Origin of the sequence: Oceaniferula flava, assembly GCF_016811075.1 — a bacterium.
GTDB lineage: Bacteria > Verrucomicrobiota > Verrucomicrobiia > Verrucomicrobiales > Akkermansiaceae > Oceaniferula > Oceaniferula flava.
Genome location: NZ_JAFBGL010000012.1, coordinates 1 through 15750 on the forward strand (window position 1 = coordinate 1; position 15750 = coordinate 15750).

The 15750-nt window shown below is 57.1% G+C and carries 14 protein-coding genes; 4 read left to right on the forward strand and 10 right to left on the reverse strand.

The window, feature by feature from the left end:
- Positions 1–419 precede the first annotated feature (419 nt).
- Complete coding sequence (folP, locus tag JO972_RS15045) at positions 420–1271, reverse strand: dihydropteroate synthase (protein ID WP_309490906.1); 852 nt, start codon at positions 1269–1271, stop codon at positions 420–422.
- Between the two features lie 52 nt (positions 1272–1323).
- On the opposite strand from folP, the gene JO972_RS15050 reads away from it, so the two are divergent.
- Complete coding sequence (locus JO972_RS15050; protein WP_309490907.1) at positions 1324–1971, forward strand: hypothetical protein; 648 nt, start codon at positions 1324–1326, stop codon at positions 1969–1971.
- Positions 1972–2147: 176 nt separating this feature from the next.
- Here JO972_RS15050 and JO972_RS15055 read toward each other — a convergent pair whose 3' ends face one another.
- From JO972_RS15055 to JO972_RS15070, 4 genes are read right to left on the reverse strand one after another with little or no spacing between them, the layout of a single operon-like run.
- Entirely contained in the window at positions 2148–4520 is a 2373-nt protein-coding gene (locus JO972_RS15055; protein ID WP_309490909.1) for a tetratricopeptide repeat protein, read from the reverse strand.
- Positions 4521–4574: 54 nt separating this feature from the next.
- The gene (locus JO972_RS15060) at positions 4575–5099 is read right to left on the reverse strand and encodes an ExbD/TolR family protein (protein ID WP_309490910.1); all 525 of its coding nucleotides are present in this window, start codon (positions 5097–5099) and stop codon (positions 4575–4577) included.
- Positions 5100–5129: 30 nt separating this feature from the next.
- A complete protein-coding gene (locus JO972_RS15065; RefSeq protein WP_309490911.1) occupies positions 5130–5546 on the reverse strand; it encodes an ExbD/TolR family protein in 417 nt (138 codons plus the stop codon).
- A 41-nt stretch (positions 5547–5587) separates the two neighbouring features.
- On the reverse strand, positions 5588–6496 hold the full coding sequence (locus JO972_RS15070) for a MotA/TolQ/ExbB proton channel family protein (RefSeq protein WP_309490912.1): 909 nt from the start codon (positions 6494–6496) through the stop codon (positions 5588–5590).
- 176 nt (positions 6497–6672) lie between these two features.
- Here JO972_RS15070 and JO972_RS15075 point away from each other — a divergent pair, with 176 nt between their 5' ends.
- Genes JO972_RS15075 through JO972_RS15085 form a run of 3 tightly spaced genes read left to right on the forward strand, consistent with a single transcriptional unit; the run spans position 6673 to position 10121 of the window.
- Positions 6673–8223 carry an excinuclease ABC subunit UvrC gene (locus tag JO972_RS15075; protein WP_309490913.1) on the forward strand — a complete coding sequence of 517 codons (1551 nt, stop codon included), beginning with the start codon at positions 6673–6675 and terminating at the stop codon, positions 8221–8223.
- 25 nt (positions 8224–8248) lie between these two features.
- Positions 8249–9172 carry a hypothetical protein gene (locus JO972_RS15080; RefSeq protein ID WP_309490914.1) on the forward strand — a complete coding sequence of 308 codons (924 nt, stop codon included), beginning with the start codon at positions 8249–8251 and terminating at the stop codon, positions 9170–9172.
- Between the two features lie 7 nt (positions 9173–9179).
- The gene (locus tag JO972_RS15085) at positions 9180–10121 is read left to right on the forward strand and encodes an N-acetylmuramoyl-L-alanine amidase family protein (RefSeq protein WP_309490915.1); all 942 of its coding nucleotides are present in this window, start codon (positions 9180–9182) and stop codon (positions 10119–10121) included.
- 11 nt (positions 10122–10132) lie between these two features.
- Here JO972_RS15085 and JO972_RS15090 read toward each other — a convergent pair whose 3' ends face one another.
- The 5 genes from JO972_RS15090 to bioA all read right to left on the reverse strand — a co-directional run bounded on the left by JO972_RS15090 (position 10133) and on the right by bioA (position 15718).
- Positions 10133–12472 carry a GH92 family glycosyl hydrolase gene (locus JO972_RS15090; protein ID WP_309490916.1) on the reverse strand — a complete coding sequence of 780 codons (2340 nt, stop codon included), beginning with the start codon at positions 12470–12472 and terminating at the stop codon, positions 10133–10135.
- A gap of 136 nt (positions 12473–12608) precedes the next feature.
- On the reverse strand, positions 12609–13025 hold the full coding sequence (locus JO972_RS15095) for a SufE family protein (RefSeq protein ID WP_309490917.1): 417 nt from the start codon (positions 13023–13025) through the stop codon (positions 12609–12611).
- Position 13026: 1 nt separating this feature from the next.
- On the reverse strand, positions 13027–13344 hold the full coding sequence (locus JO972_RS15100) for an HU family DNA-binding protein (protein ID WP_309490918.1): 318 nt from the start codon (positions 13342–13344) through the stop codon (positions 13027–13029).
- A gap of 141 nt (positions 13345–13485) precedes the next feature.
- Positions 13486–14445 carry a 2-dehydropantoate 2-reductase gene (locus tag JO972_RS15105; RefSeq protein ID WP_309490919.1) on the reverse strand — a complete coding sequence of 320 codons (960 nt, stop codon included), beginning with the start codon at positions 14443–14445 and terminating at the stop codon, positions 13486–13488.
- The gene (bioA, locus tag JO972_RS15110) at positions 14429–15718 is read right to left on the reverse strand and encodes an adenosylmethionine--8-amino-7-oxononanoate transaminase (protein WP_309490920.1); all 1290 of its coding nucleotides are present in this window, start codon (positions 15716–15718) and stop codon (positions 14429–14431) included. The genes JO972_RS15105 and bioA overlap by 17 nt, the downstream gene beginning before the upstream one ends.
- Positions 15719–15750: the final 32 nt, after the last annotated feature.

The following is a 15750-nucleotide window of genomic DNA, read 5'->3' on the forward strand; positions in this document are numbered from 1 at the left end:
GACAACAAGGCCACAACCCACTGATTTTGAGCGGTTGTGGCCTGTGAGTTTTTTCACCGAAAACACTCAATGCACCACCGGCGGCGTGTCGTTTTACTCACGAAGTGCAGATTTGGCTCAAATCACCCCGTTTTAGGGTGCCTCCACAAGCTGACTTTTCTCACCTAACAGCTCTACTTTTTTCACCCTTCCCATCAGCAACAGCACTTCCTCTTCATCGCCTTATGAAAAGCACTACCAGCAGCCGTGTTTCATCGCCTTAGTCAAAAGGACAGAACACCCATGCAGGCGACTCAAAGCATGAACCCGCTATCCAAGAGCGTAGGGAAAGCAGCTATCACTCGAACCAAAAACCAATCCAAGGAAACCCTCTACCGACGCAGAGCCCGTTTTAACACGTGCCTCCGGTGTCAGATTCCTTAGGAACTCACTGAAGCAGCCAACTGGAGAGCCTGTTTATTGAGAGGCACATTGTGGACACGATGAAGGCATACTCCTTGCTGGCATGTCATCGCCGTGATCATCGCTGTCGCGGCATCTCGATGCTCCGGTGTTTCAATCCCGGTGATTGTACCGAGGAATGATTTGCGCGATACCCCTAATAAGAGAGGGCGGGCAATGTCTGACTGCAATGCAGCCAGCTGCTGAATGAGCGCGAGATTCTGATCCAAGGTTTTGCCAAATCCGATCCCCGGATCGAAACAGAGCGATTCCAGCTGAATGCCAGCTTCTACCAGAGCACGGCATCGCTGCCGGAAGAAATCAGCCACTTCGGCGACCACCCCTTCTGTATACTGTGGATTCTGTTGCATGGTGCGAGGGGTCCCTTGCATATGCATGACAACCACACCAACACCAGACTCAGCACATACGGTGGACATATCGGGATCACCCAGGAGCCCGGTGACATCGTTGACAATGTCCGCGCCGGCCGCAATGGCAGCTAGGGCCACGGCAGCTTTTGATGTATCGATGGAAATCAAGACGTCTGACTGAGCACGGATCGACTCGATCACGGGGGCGGTGCGAGCGATCTCTTCTTCCGCCGATACTGGTGGCGCACCTGGTCGGGTGGACTCGCCCCCGACATCAATGATCACAGCTCCCGCCTCCTGCATCTCCAGCGCTACTCTCACCGCACGGCTCCCTGCCTGGTGCAAACCTCCGTCTGAAAAGGAATCAGGGGTGGTGTTCAGGATCCCCATGAGGGCCGCTGAAGCATTGCCTTTCTCATTGAAATCGAGCGAGTCGCGACGGGTCTTCCAGATCATAATTGATAGCTTGAAATCCACTCAAGCGCAGCTAAGGTCGGCCTACACAGCGATGAAAACAATCTTAAAACACACCATCCTCCGGCCCATCGGCCGAGCCACGCTCGCCACCGCAGGAGCTATTACGATGCTGACAGCCCTGCAGCCAACCTGCGCGCAGGCCAACGTCAAAGAAGATCCACAGAACGTGCGGATCATGCGCAACGAAGACGGATCCTTCACAGAATTCCGCCGCAGCCCTGACGAACGAGTTATCGAGCGCCGAACCTACGGCGATCGCCAAGGCGGCAATGGCGACCGCGTGTTGCGGATGACGGTGATTTACCGCAAGGACAAGAACGGCAAACTTCGCAGTGGTAAAATCCACGGAGGAAATGGCCAGGTGCTCTACCGCGTAGTCTATGGCTATCGTCGCTCCGACGGCAAACTGGTGGCAGAAGACATGTTCGACGCCCGCCAAAAGCGTGGCGATTACGTGATCAACCCCAAGAGCCAGAAGCCTGAATTCAAAGAGAAACCCGTGCGTTGTCTGCGCCATCGCTACGACGCCCAAGGCCGACAGCTAAAACCCATCGTCGTCTGCGCGCCGGCTGGCAAGACCGCTGAAAAGCTGTTTGGTAAAGAAGGCAGCAGCCACATCGAGGACCCATGGGCGAACAGCGGCACCACAGTGAACCCCAATTCCCGCCCGGTGAGGTAAGCCGGCTCCCAGAGGTGAGCGAGTTGGCCTAACCACTAAAGAGGGAATCACCCCGAGCTCGCCTCCACTTCCTTTTCCCTACGCCCCGCATGTGACGCCCTCGCATGCGGGGCGTTTTGTTGGGATGAAGGAGCCGCGCCTCTTGCAATTAGCCGCAGTCCTAGAGTGCCTGCCTCTTAAGGAGCATCGGGCGCCGCCGATTGCTTGAGGTAGTTCGGAAACTCCTTATTCAAGGTATTGAGATAGTGCTTGGCTTGTTCCTGGTCACCCTTCTTCTCCAGCGCTTGGTAGGCTTTCAGTAAGGCCTCGGGGCGCAGTTTTTGATCATCGGTGAACAATTCCACTGCCACCACGTAGAGTCCAGCTGCAGTATCATAGTCCTTTTGATTATACGCAATATCGCCCAAGACCATCCGCAGCTCCGAGTTGACACTCCCCTTGGGCCGCAGTTGCAGTCCTTCCTCAGCGGACGTCTTGGCCTCTGCCAACTTCTCCAGTCCGAGATAAGCCTTGGCTTGATCGAGCAAGGTTTCCGCTTTCCAGAATGGCTCCTCCGCCACATCAAGGAAGTTCTTGATTGCCTCCAGCGCCTCCTCATACTTGCCCGTCTCGACGCGTGCCGACCCCAACATTTTCCAAAAACTCTTCGGTGTTTGGCGGGGTTCTGAGGCGGTGGTGCCGAGAGTCAGGTAGCGCTCGGCCGATTTCATCTCATCGGCATTGAAACACTGAACGCCGAGCCAGCGGTAAATGGGGTTCTGGACTTTGTCGCCTTTGCCCAGAGTGAGAATGGAGTCGACCGCCTGCTGCAGCCGCGCTTTATCCTTCATCGAGTAGCTACAATAAACTGTCAACATCCCTGCCTGAAAGCCGTAACTGTCCGGCTCCAGGGTGAGTGCTTTATCGAGGGATGCAATCGCCTTGGCGTAGTCCTTCAGCTGGTAACTACCCCAGCCGATCCAGTAGTGCGCATTGGCCACCGTGCCTTGCATCAGGTCGGGGAAATTCTTCAACATCTGCTCGTAGCGGCGGATCATGTCCTTGTAATCTTTGTCCTCCTTTTTGATCCTGGCACTGCTCTGCCACGCCAGCGCGGCCAACTTGTCTTTGGGAAAACGCTGAATCAGGAGATCGAAATCACGCAGCGCCGATCCACGGTCGCCGAGCGCCATGTAAGACTTTCCACGTCGCGCAATCGCCTTGGAGCTGCGCGGATCTTCCGGGTAGCTATTGATAAAATCGGTAAAACTGCGCACCGCACCGTTATGGTCGCCTGACTCCGAAAGGCACCAAGCGCGTTTATACAGCAGGTTTGGAATATTCTCCTTACCGACCAAGCTGGTTTCGATCTGGTTATAGGCATCGGCCGCCTCGCGTGACTTGCCACTATCGAACAAGGTCTCCGCTTTCATCAACAGCGCCTTGTGGATGCGGGTGTGTTTGGGGTAGCGTTTCTGATAGACCTCCAAAAAGCCATCCACCTGCTGGGGAATATTCACGCCCTCGACATTGAAGAAACAGAGCAGGCGGTAATAAGCTGCGGTGAAAGCCTCCTCCGAGAGCGGGATCTGGCTTTCGGCTTTGGCAAAGTAGCGGATTGCCTCGTTGTAGGATTTCAGTTGCAGGGCGCTTTTTCCGGCGATGGTGTATTTGATCGCCTCGGTACTCGGCTTGCCTTTGTATGCTCCTCTTTTCAACGTATCCAGCACTCCTCGGTAGTCCTTGGTGGCGAACATACAATTCATCAATGCCGCCTGAGCGCGTGGTTTATGTTTGTCCTCCGTGGAGAGCAGCACGGACTTCAAATAACCTTTGGCGAGGTCGGTGTCGTCCTGCTCCAGAGCAATCAGCCCACAGTTAAATGTCGCTTCCACGCGCAGGCTGGCAGCCACTCCGGGCAGCAGGAGGGCACTGAATTTCTCCATCGCCTTATCGAGATCCTTCTTCGCAAGGTAGAGATGACCGAGACGAAGCTTGGCATTCTCCCGGTAGACAGGCGGGGCTTTTTCTGAGGTTTCCACCGTGGTGTAAGCACGGATCGCGGCGTTGTTGTCGCCGGCAAAGCGATAACATGAGGCCTCTTGGTAGCGACCACGGGCGCGCTCCGTGGGGGTATCCGACAAGCGGGCTACACGATCGAAGTGCACCGCGGCCTGACGGTATTTTTTGTTATAAAAGGCATCGTAACCGAGTCGATTCGAAGCCAATGCGACATAGCGCCCTGTGCGGAAACGGTTCACCACTCCGCTGAGCACCCGTTTCGCCTGATCCACGGCACCGGATTGGTAATAACACTCGCCCAGGTAATAGCTGGCCGCCGGAGTGTTCGGGTTGTTGGGAAACTTGGCCACGTAAGCTTCGAGCCGGGGGATCAGCCGCTGGTAGGCCTGCACCCGCTGTTCGTGATCTTGCATGGCATTAGCCTGACGGTAGAGGTGCTTGCAAAACTCAAACTGATCGTTGGCCGGATTCACCGCCAGCGGAGCGTCTTGAGCCGAGGCTGGAAGTGCCGCGAATGCGAGGGCGAAAATGAGAGCGTAAATGCGCATGGTAACTAAAAGTAATCTTCAATCAGGCGAGAGGCCTTTGACTGGATGGAGAGGTCAGGGAGCTTCCGTCTCATCAGCCTTGGGGACGGGAACTTGCTTGATAAATGTCACATCGGAAATACCGGCCGACTGGCAGAGATCCATAATTTCGGTGACCTGCTTCATGGGAACGTTGCCGCCAGCGGTGACGATCACCTTTTGTTCCGCATTGGCTTTAGTCAGCACGCCAAGCAGGTTGACCAAGGCTCGTTGACCCACTTTCCGCCCATCCAGAGTCAGTTCCCCATCGGCCTTGAGAGTCACGATAACAGGGGCAACAACCACCTCACGGGGAGCTGCAGGTTCGGCTACTGGCTTGACCGGTTTAGCGGCCACTTTCGGAGCAATCAGCTCTGGTGCGGCGTCCGCAGGAGGGGCTACGGGAGCCGCTTGAACAGCCCGCATTTCAACTTCGGCTTGTTTCACCTCAACCGCGCGGAACCCCAGCCAAGAAAAACCACCCAGCATGACCAAGAGCACTTTGAAGGGCGCTGGCAGGCTGAGAATGAATGGGATACTGAAAATGCTGAAACTGGACATGATGCTAGGGGGATTGAGGGGGTAATCTGACTATTGTTTCTTTCTTACTTGAGTCGCGAAGGAAATGTTGGGGATGCCAGCTTTCTGGCAAACATCAATCACTTGGACAATTTTCTGATATTCCACCTTACCATCGCCTCGGATGCGGATGGCTTGGTTTTTATGCACCGCAGCGATCCGAGTAAGTTTGGCGTAGAGCTGGTCTTGGGACATCACTGAGTTGTCCACCACCACCTCGCCGTTTTCTTTCACATTGACGATGATTTCTCCCACTGTCTGCTGAGCATCGGCGCCCTCCTCCGCCACAGGGACAGAGACATTGAGCTCACGCTCGCTCTGGGAGAACTGCATGGTGGCGATGAAGAAAATCAGCAGCAGAAACACCACATCAATCATCGGCGCCAAAGGGAAGGCGGCGGATTCAGGCTCTCTGTTATTAAATTTCATGTGGCTAGGAAACGGGAAATAGACTGGGTGCTGCGACTGGATTAGTCGTGCTGAGGACGGGGTCGCTGCACCGGCATGATGCGATCATCGACGATGTCAGTATCGTCATCACCATGGACAGACGGTTGGTAGTCGGCATCATAACCGCGTTGTTGTGCGGTGTAAACCGGCTGAGGGGCATTGCCTCCGCGGCGATTATACTGAGCGGCGAGCAGGGCCATCAAGTGGGTGGTGGCTGCTTCCAGCTCGGCGATGTATTTCTGCACCCGACCACGGAACACGGAGTAAAAAATCACCGCCGTGATCCCGATGACCAGACCGGCCGCGGTGGTCACCAATGCTTGGTAGACCCCCTCGGCGAGTTTATTGGCGTGAACGCCCTCGTAATTACCGCTGGCGATCTCCATGAAGGCCCGAATCATCCCGATCACGGTGCCGAGCAGACCGGTCATCGGCGCGATCGTGCCGACGTCCGACAGATAACTAATCCGCTGGGTAAGGATCCCCGTTTGTCGTGATCCTTCCGCTTGGGCAACCTCGCGCACCTCCTTGAAGGACGCCGAGGTGTTTTTGGTCATAAAGTCCAAGGTCTTCTCGGTGATACGGGCGACGCTTTGGTTCTGACGGTTGCAGTGAGCGACCAGTCCGAGGTAATCGCGCTTGCGAATCAGGGCCTCGGCGGCATTCATGAACTTATCGCTCACTACCGATCCGCGGCGGATGGTCAGGAAATAAAGTAAAATCAGCACCACACAGATGATGGAAAGCAGGGCCAGAGGATACATCATGAACCCACCCATTTTCAGAATGTCCAAGATGTCCTTGTTCTGGGTGGCTCCGGCCGCAGCGCCAGCCGCGCCTTCAGCGGCCATGACACAGGGGGCGGCTACCAGCATGCATGCGGTGGTGGCGGCCGTGGCCAAACCGGAAGTAATTGTTGAGAATTTCATAGAAAAGTTCGCGGTTAGTGTAGCTGGATTTTGCGCGGGCGCAAGCGTAGGGAACGGCATCGGACAGGGCATCCTCGCCCCACCCAGCCAGTCTCCACGGCACCTTCAGGCCTAGCTCTCGACTTGGGCTTGCTTTACGGCGGTTTCAGGTCGACTCTTTCTCAGCATTCAACCGCATGAGCACGCCCGAGGTGAGAAAAAAACTCCAGGAAACCCCGCACAAGCCGGGGGTTTACCTGATGAAAGACCGCCTTGGCGGCATCATCTACGTGGGCAAGGCGCGCGATTTGAAAAAACGGGTCGGCAGCTACTTCATGCCCTCGCGCAAAATGCGGGCCGACCTGAAAACCCGGGCGCTGATCGACAGCATCTGCGATTTCGACCTGCAAATCGTCCGCAACGAGCAGGAAGCTCTCATCTTGGAAAGCAAGCTGATCAAGGAGTATCGTCCGCGCTACAACGTCAGCCTGCGCGACGACAAACGTTTTTACATGGTCAAGCTGCAGCTCGACGATCCCCTGCCGCGCTTCATGCTGACCCGATTGAAAAAGGACGACGGCGCTCGCTACTTCGGCCCCTTTGTCCACTCCACCGCCCTCAAGGCGACGCTGGAATGGATCAACCGCGAGTTCGGCCTGCGCACCTGTCGACCGCGCCATCCTGGGGAAAACGACTACCGCCACTGCCACGCCGACATCATCCGCAAGTGCAGCGCACCGTGTATCGGCAAGGTCAGCGAAGAGCAATACCGCGCCAACGTCATGGAAGCCGTCAGCCTGCTCGAGGGCAAAGGCCGGCGTGAACGACTGCAAGGACTGCGCGACGACATGGCCAAGGCGGCGGAAAAGCTGCAGTTTGAAAAAGCCGCCCGCCTGCGCGACATCATTGGCAATCTGGAAAAAACACTGAGCCCGGCGCGCAGTTTCAGTCGTGGTCGCGGTGGCGTGCCCAGCACCGTCAACCCCAGCGAAGACCTGGCCGAACTGCAGGACGCACTGGGGCTGCCCGATCAGTTGGAAATCATGGAGTGCTTTGATATTTCCAACGTCTCCAGCAACCACATCGTCGCTTCGATGGTGCGCTTTGTGAATGGTGCTCCGGACAACCAGGGTTACCGTCGCTACCGGATCAAAACCGTGCAGGGGCAGGACGACTTTGCCAGCATGGCGGAGGTGGTGCGGAGACGCTACTCCCGCATCCTCACGGAGAACAATGTCGAGGGCAGCGAAGACTCTCAGGAATCCCCGCTCGAAGCCCTCCGCCGGCTCGCGCGCGAAGGAAAATCGCCACTGCACCTGCCGAACCTCGTCATCGTCGATGGCGGTAAAGGCCAGCTCGGCATGGCGGTGAAAGAGCTCAACCGGCTCGGGCTGCACGATCTCCCGGTGATCGGCCTGGCGAAGCAGCACGAAGAAATTTTCCGTCCCGGAAACAGTGAACCGCTGCTGTTACCTCACGACACCGGCGCGCTGAAGCTGCTCCAGCGGATCCGCGATGAAGCTCACCGCTTTGCTAACAACTACAACGAACTGCTGCTGCGCCGCCGTGTTCGCGAAAGCTTGTTAGACGACTGCCCCGGCATGTCGCCAAAGCGCAAGGAGGCGCTGCTGCGCCGTTTCGGATCGGTCAAAAGCATCCGCAAAGCCAGCGTCAAGGAGCTCGAATCCGTCCCGGGCATTGGCAAGAAAACCGCCGAGCAGATGAGGGAGTTTCTCGACAAAGGCTGAGCCTTTGCAGAGCATTCTCCCGCTCATGAAAACCGCCCTGCCCGATCTCAGCCCGATGATGCCCGTCGTCGAAGGCTTTTCCCACCCGCGCTGGGACCTCATCTTCGACTGCGTCAACGCCGTGGTCCCGGAGGCCAAGAAACCTGCCGCATGGACCGCCGTGGAGAGACAATGGCTGGAAAAACTCTGCGGCGACCTTGGTGCCGACTACCGCGTTTACGAAAGTAAGCATTTCCTGCTGGTGAGCGAGACACCGCCACGCTTGGCCAAGGGCAGCTGCAAGTTCTTTGAGAAAGCACTCGGGCTCATTCTCAAATACCTCCCGGGGGTCGCCAAGAATGCCGCCTTGGGCAAACAAATCGTGCTCAAGTTCAGCGACGAGGACGACTACAACCGCTACACCCTGCACTTTTTCGAGGATGGCACCCACCCCATGTCAGGCGGCATGTGCATCACCTCCGGCGGCTGCCTGCACTACGCATTTCCGGTCGATCCTGAAAACCCCTCAGGATACCGCACGACCTTGGTGCATGAGCTGACCCACGGCTGCCTCAACGATTGGCCCCTGCCGGTTTGGCTCAATGAGGCCCTGGCCATGCGGATGGAGCAGGTCATATGCGGCACGCCACCGATGCCGCTCGATCGCTTCATCCTGAATCAACATCGCAGCCATTGGACTGCGCAGACCATGCAACAATTTTGGAGTGGCGAGTCCTGGAACTTGGCCGATCAGGGATTCCAGCTGAGTTACGGCTTGGCTCAAATCATTTGGAACAAGATTGAAAATGAAATGCGTGCGCCGCAGTCGATGATCCTCGACTTCATCACCCGTGCCACTCAAGCCGATGCCGGTGAGGCCGCCTGCCGCGAGGTGTTCGATCTCAGCCTCGGAGACTTCGTCGAAGACTTCCTCGGCGAAGGTGAGTGGTCGCCCCCCCCATCCCCCTAAAATCACCATGAAACCCCTCCTCATCCTCCTCTTCATCCTCCCGCAGCTCTATGCCGAGCAGCCCGAACCGGCAGAAGATGCGCCCCGATTGCAGACCATCGACATCGCCGGCAACAGCTATGTGTCCCTGGATCAGATCAAAACCACTTACCGGGTGAAAAAAATCACTCAAGGCGCGCAGGGTTCACGGATTCTGGAACATGACTCCGCCACCATCCAGCTCACGCCAAACAGCCACAATGCGATCATCAACGGGGTGAAATTTCTCACCGCCCACCCTGTTAGACAGCAAGGTCAGCAGCACTATCTCTCGAGCCACGATCTCGCCACCCTGATCGATCCCATGCTCCGTCCGGCGAACAAGCCGATGAAAGTCTTTCAAACCGTGATCCTTGATGCCGGGCATGGAGGAGAGGATCAGGGAGCCGCCGGCAAGGAATCCAAGCAAACGCTGAAGCTCGCCAAAATGGTGCAAGGCCAGTTGGAAAAACACGGCATGCAAGTCGTCATGACCCGTGAGAAGGATGTATTCGTCCCCCTGCAGCAGCGGGTGAAATTGGCCAACCGGCAGGAGCATGCCATCTTTGTTTCCCTCCACTTCAATGGCGGGCCCAAGCAGGCACAGGGTCTGGAAACTTACATCCTCAGCACCCGCCGACCGCAAGGAGCCCAGAACACCCATCCAGCGAGTCTCGCTCTGGCTGCGGCGGTGCACTCGCGGGCCTTGCTGTTTGTCAAACCCATCTACGCGATCAACGATCGCGGCATCCGCCACGCGCGTTTCAATATCCTCACCCACTGCCAACACCCGGCCATCCTGATCGAAGCCGGTTTCCTCACCCATCCGCAGGAAGCCCAAGTGATCGTCCGCGATGACTATCAGCTGAACCTCGCGCAGGCAGTCACTCGCGGCATCTTGGCGTATCGGAAAACCCTGCAGGAGGAATAAAGATACCCCCTCTAACGACTCAATGACGGCGGGCGCGACTCAGGGTCGGTGCCCCATGCCTTGTTCGGCTCAGGCCCCATCTCGAAGACCAACTCACCGCCGGCGGTGAGTTCATCGTAGTGCAGCCAGGAGCGCTTGATGAGCTTGCCATTCAAACTCAGCGACTGCACATACACATGGGACGGCTGATTGTTTTTCACCACAATCTTCAGCTCACGGCCGTCGTGGTAGTTCGGGTCCAGGCGAATGCTGATTTGGTCGAAAATCGGGCTGCCGACCATGAACACGCCGGATACCGGATCCACCGGATGCAGCCCCATGGCATTCAAGAGATACCAGGCCGACATCTGACCGAGGTCCTCATTGCCCGGCAGACCTCTAACACCGGTTTGATAGGCCTTGTCCATAATCACCCTGACCCACTTCTGCGTCAGCCATGGTTTTCCGGCGTAGCTGAACAGGTAGGGAACGTGGTGCACCGGCTCATTGGCGTGATTGTAGTAAAGATTCCAGCCGGTGAACTTGCCCTCGGTGCGCTCAAAAAAGGGCTCTAGGTGCGCGAGGAATTTTTCCTCTCCACCCATGAGATGGATCAAACCCTGAACATCGTGAGGCACAAACCAGCCTTGCTGGTATGGATTGCTTTCCACACAGCCGTAGCCGCGCAGCAGACCTCGCCAAGTGGCCCACGAGCCATCATCCATCTTCGCCTGCATATTGCCGTGATCCGGGTGATAGACATTTTGGTAGTTGAGCGACCGCTGACGGAGGAAGGCGGCATCGTCTTTTTTCCCCAGTGCGTGGGCGAACTCGGCCACCGCGTAGTCGGCATAGGCCCACTCCAGAGTTTTCGACAAACTGCCTACGGCATAACCCAGCTCATTGTAGCGATCGCGCCCCTGGCTATCGCCCTCAGTCATCACGCTGGTTCTGCACGCCTGATAGGCGGCTTCAACATCGTAGTTGCGGATGCCCTTGCGGTAGGCCTCGGCAAAAACCACGGTGGCCGGATCTCCGATCATGCAGCCGGAGTAGGCATTCATGATTTCCCAACGGGGCAGGTAGCCCTTGCCGCTGATCTGGGCCATTTGCAGCAGGCTGTTGACCTCATCGTTAACAATGTCCGGTCGCAGCAAGGTCAGCAGTGGAAACTGACTGCGAAACACATCCCAGCCGCTGAACAAACTGCGGTAGGTGAAGCCGTTGGCAGGGTGGCGTTTTTGATCGGCGCCGATGTATTCGCCATTGGAATCGGAGACACTGCGGGGATCGATGAATGCGTGATAGAGAGCGGTGGCAAAAATCGTCCGTTGCTCCTTGCTGCCACCCTGCACCGAGACGCCGGCCATTTCGTGGCTCCACAGGGCGCGGTTCGCCCGATACACCTTCTCAAAATCCCAGTGAGGTATGTCCTTTGCTAAGTTCTCCTTCGCTCCCTGGATACTGACCATCGAGATCCCCGATTTCATCTGCACCTGCTCACCTTCCTCGGTGGGAAACTCGAAGAAAAACCCGGTATTCCGGCCCTCATGGCGATCGGCCATCCGGGTGATCGCTTCCGCCTCCCAGAACCCCCAGTTCTCGATAGGCCGATCAAACTGGAGGTAAAAATGCAGGGTGTAATTCACCTCGCCATCGCCCTTGCCCCAACCACCGTCGAGGTTCGAACATTGGATCGACCCCTGCAGGGTGGACGCGTCGACCTTCTCGATACGCTGCCGACTGAATTTCAAGCGCGCCGATTTCATGCCGATACGGCGGGCGAAATCGATCTGCACCCGACTGGTCTCCGATTTCGGATAGGTAAAACGCAGCATGCCCGACCGTGGCGCCGCGGTGAGCTCCACCTGGACATCGTAATCGAGCAATTGCACCGAGTAATACCCCGCCTTTGCCTTCTCCTGATCGTGGCTGAAGCTCGACTCCGCCGGGCTGTTGAACTTATTCCACAGGCTGTATTTTTCTGCCTCGGGTCGCAGGTATTTCAGCTCCTTGCCGGTGGTCGGCATGACTTGCAAATTGCCAAACTCACCGAACCAGCCAGCACCATTGAGTCGCATGAAGCTGAAGCCTTCGATCTTGTCGTGGGTGTAGCAGTAGCCCGGGGCGTTATCGCCACCGGTGACGGTGTCGGGCCCCAACTGCACCATCCCAAATGGCGTGCAGGGGCCGGGGAATGTTTTGCCGAGGCCGTGGCTTTTGCCCTCGCGCTTGGTCCAGCAGCCGATCATCGGGTCGATGGCATCCACCAAACTGAGATCACTCTGCGCCTGGGAGACCGGTGCCGCAGCCAGGGTGAGACCACATAACAATCCACCGCCCAGTTTCTTCCATAATGATTCGCTCGTCATGCTCGCCATGCTACGAAATGGCAGGTGGCATCTTTCACCCAGCGTCCGGGCCAAGGAGCAAATTGTGCACGACTGTCCTCAAAGAAAGGCAGCACCGTGGCAATGAACAGTTCGATTTTCAAACCGCCATGGCGGTCTAAGCAGATGCGTGCTCAAGGGCACGTTGTTTCATCTGGGTTGCCATCAAATTGAGGGCGTTGGCGCGGGTCGGAGCGAGGTGCTCCTTGAGGCCGGTTTCGTCAATGAATGACATGTCCGCCTGCAAGATGGAGTCGGGGGACTCCCCATCAAGCACACGCACAAACAGGGCAATCATGCCCTTGGTAATTAAAGAGTCGGAGTCGGCCTGATAGTGCATCACGCCGTCCTCATAGCTGGCATCGAGCCAGACTTGCGACTGACAACCTTTGATCAGCTTGTCAGCCGTCTGTTGTTCCTTCGGCATGGCAGGCAGGGACTTTCCGAGACCGATGACGTATTCGTATCGCTCCGTCCAGTCGTGGAAAAACCCGAGTTCTTCCAACAGCTCTGCCTTTTTTGCCTCCAGATCCATGTTAGCTAGCGTTTTGCTGAAGCACAGGAAGGATGCGGGCGACCTTTTCCTTCATTTCTTTGCCGGGCTTGAACTTCACCACAGCGCGAGGTGGGATTTTCATGTCGAGGCCTGGGTTCTTCGGGTTGCGGCCGACTTTACCCTTCATTTCGCGCACTTGAAATGAGCCAAAGTTGCGGATGACCACTGTGTTTCCCTGAGCAAGCTCACTTGTAACTGTCTCAAGCATAGACTCCAGCACGTTGAGGACGTCTGCTTGTCCAAGGCCGGTTTTGTTGCTGAGTTTAGTGACCAGATCGCGTTTCGTAATTGTTTCCATGAGTATCAGATAATGAATGAATTAGCATCAAGCGTGTGCTTCGCCTGTGCGGGCTTGGGAAAACCATAGACTCACCTAATTGTCCCGCAAAAAATGCTTCAAACTTATTCACAATTTCGCCCTAACAGCCTGTAGCCCCTACTACTCCGCCAAGCGCGCTTCAATTTCGCCAAGCAGGTTTTTTATTTCCGGCACCGGCACACCCAGACTCTCGGCACGACGCAGCGGCTCACGCCAGATCGTCTTCCATTCCACCGACCTGCCTTCGACGTAATCGATCATACTCGACGGCCGGTAGGCATCCATCGGTCGGGTGATCGCAATCTGGTGATCGATGAACGCATCGGTGATCTCATGACCAAGTGCCGCGGCCACCGCCTGCACCTCGTGCATGATCTTGCGCACCCGCTGTTCCATTCCGGGGGTTTGCAGCAGGACCTTGGTGTCGACACCACCTTCAGCGATCGCCAGACCATTGAAGGGGATGTTCCACACCAGCTTCATCCACTGCGCCCGCTCGAGGCTGGCCACCGCTTCGCAGTCGATCCCTCCGTCACGCAGTTGGTTGCATAGCTGATCCAGCTCGGCCGATTCCTCGGCACTCAGAGGTCGCTCTTCCGGCAGGTATTTCCCCACTCGGATCAATCCCGACGCGCTGTGGCGGATCACACCGGGACCGAGCCGATTGATACAAACAAAACAGAGCCCCGCATAGACACGCCGGGAGCCAAAGAGCTCGGCCAGCCGCTCGGCGCTACCGAGACCATTCTGCAGGGTGAGGATCTTGGTGTCCTCGTGAAGCAAGGGCGAGATGACCTCGGCGAAGTAATCGTTGGCGGTCGTTTTCCAGGCAATGACGACCAGATCCACCGGCCCAATCTCCTCACTGCGGCGTGCGCAATGGACCTCGGGCAGCTGAAAGTCCCCTGCCACGCTGGTAATCGTCATGCCGTGCCGAGAGACATGTTCGTAATCAGCGCGCAGCAGAAAACGCACGTCCATCCCGACCTGCGCCAGTCTGGCTCCATAGTAACTCCCCACCGCTCCGGCACCTACAATGGCGATGCTTTTTACCGGGCTATTTTCAGAATGTTTGTTCATGACTCCAATCGTTGATGGCCGCCTCCAAGGCAGCACAAAGGTGGCGGATTTCATCGGCCGTGATGCTCAGTGGCGGCAGCACCACCACTGTGTCCAAAATCGCACGGGTCAACAGTCCGTGATCGCGCGCCAAGAGACAAACGGTCTCCCCGACGCGATCGGTGACGGGAAAAGCGGAACCATCAGGCGCACGCAGCTCGCCCCCAGCCACCAGGCCGCACTGCCTGATCTCGATGACCAAGTCGGAGCGCTCGGCGAGCTCATTGAGCAGTCGACCCAACAAATCCACCTTCTCCGGCAGCAGCTCGAGCGTCTGTTCCTGCTCGAAAAGATCCAGGTTCGCCAGCGCCGCCGCGCAGCCCAGCTGGTTGGCGGTGTAGCTGTGACCGTAATAAAACGCCTTCTCCGCCCCACCGAGAAAACCTTGGTAAATTTCAGCCTGCACCAGGGTGGCCGCCAAGGGCAGGTAGCCGCCGGTGAGACCTTTTGCCAGGCAGAGAAAATCGGGCACGACCTCTTCCCGCTGGCAGGCAAACATACTGCCGGTCCGACCAAAACCCGTCATCACCTCGTCGAGGATCAGGTGCACACCGTGCTGATCGCACCAGTGCCGAATCGCGCGCAGCATGCCCTCCGGCCACGGGCGGATTTGATTCACTCCCTGCACCAGCGGCTCGATCACGACGGCCGCCGTTCTGCCAATTTGCTCTGGTGACACAGCAAGCAGTTCATCGAGATCGCGCACATGTTGCACCGGGAAGCCAAACTTGCGGAATCGCTCGAAAAAAGCTCCCACGCCCCCCAAGGATGCCGCCCCCATGGTATCGCCGTGGTAACATTGATCAAAGGCGATGAACTCGGTGCGGTCTGGCTCGCCCGTTTGAAGGCGGTATTGGATCGCCATCTTCACCGCGCATTCGACCGCAGTGGAGCCATCGTCCGAATAAAAAACCCGCTCAAGTCCAGAGTCGGGGAAAAAGCCACAGAGCCGTTCGGCCAGCTCGCTGGCACGCGGATTGGCAAACCCGAGGTAACTGGTGTGCGCCACCTGATCCAACTGATCCTTGATCGCTTGGCTGATCACCGGGTGACCGTGGCCGTGGATATTTGTCCAGATGGAGGCATTGCCATCGATGTATTTCCGACCTTTGGAATCGGTCAGCCAGACTCCCGAACCACCGACCAATACCAGCGGGTCGGTTTTCTCCCATTCCCCCTGTCGGGTAAACGGATGCCAGCAATGATCGCGATCGGCGGTAATCCAAGTGTCCACGTGCGCATCAGGGCACAAGCACCCGGCAATGA

Bases quoted from the DNA above. Each gene is read 5' to 3' on its own strand.
- folP (WP_309490906.1), bottom strand. From the start codon at position 1,271: ATGATCTGGAAGACCCGTCGCGACTCGCTCGATTTCAATGAGAAAGGC.
- JO972_RS15050 (WP_309490907.1), top strand. From the start codon at position 1,324: ATGAAAACAATCTTAAAACACACCATCCTCCGGCCCATCGGCCGAGCC.
- JO972_RS15055 (WP_309490909.1), bottom strand. From the start codon at position 4,520: ATGCGCATTTACGCTCTCATTTTCGCCCTCGCATTCGCGGCACTTCCA.
- JO972_RS15060 (WP_309490910.1), bottom strand. From the start codon at position 5,099: ATGTCCAGTTTCAGCATTTTCAGTATCCCATTCATTCTCAGCCTGCCA.
- JO972_RS15065 (WP_309490911.1), bottom strand. From the start codon at position 5,546: ATGAAATTTAATAACAGAGAGCCTGAATCCGCCGCCTTCCCTTTGGCG.
- JO972_RS15070 (WP_309490912.1), bottom strand. From the start codon at position 6,496: ATGAAATTCTCAACAATTACTTCCGGTTTGGCCACGGCCGCCACCACC.
- JO972_RS15075 (WP_309490913.1), top strand. From the start codon at position 6,673: ATGAGCACGCCCGAGGTGAGAAAAAAACTCCAGGAAACCCCGCACAAG.
- JO972_RS15080 (WP_309490914.1), top strand. From the start codon at position 8,249: ATGAAAACCGCCCTGCCCGATCTCAGCCCGATGATGCCCGTCGTCGAA.
- JO972_RS15085 (WP_309490915.1), top strand. From the start codon at position 9,180: ATGAAACCCCTCCTCATCCTCCTCTTCATCCTCCCGCAGCTCTATGCC.
- JO972_RS15090 (WP_309490916.1), bottom strand. From the start codon at position 12,472: ATGACGAGCGAATCATTATGGAAGAAACTGGGCGGTGGATTGTTATGT.
- JO972_RS15095 (WP_309490917.1), bottom strand. From the start codon at position 13,025: ATGGATCTGGAGGCAAAAAAGGCAGAGCTGTTGGAAGAACTCGGGTTT.
- JO972_RS15100 (WP_309490918.1), bottom strand. From the start codon at position 13,344: ATGGAAACAATTACGAAACGCGATCTGGTCACTAAACTCAGCAACAAA.
- JO972_RS15105 (WP_309490919.1), bottom strand. From the start codon at position 14,445: ATGAACAAACATTCTGAAAATAGCCCGGTAAAAAGCATCGCCATTGTA.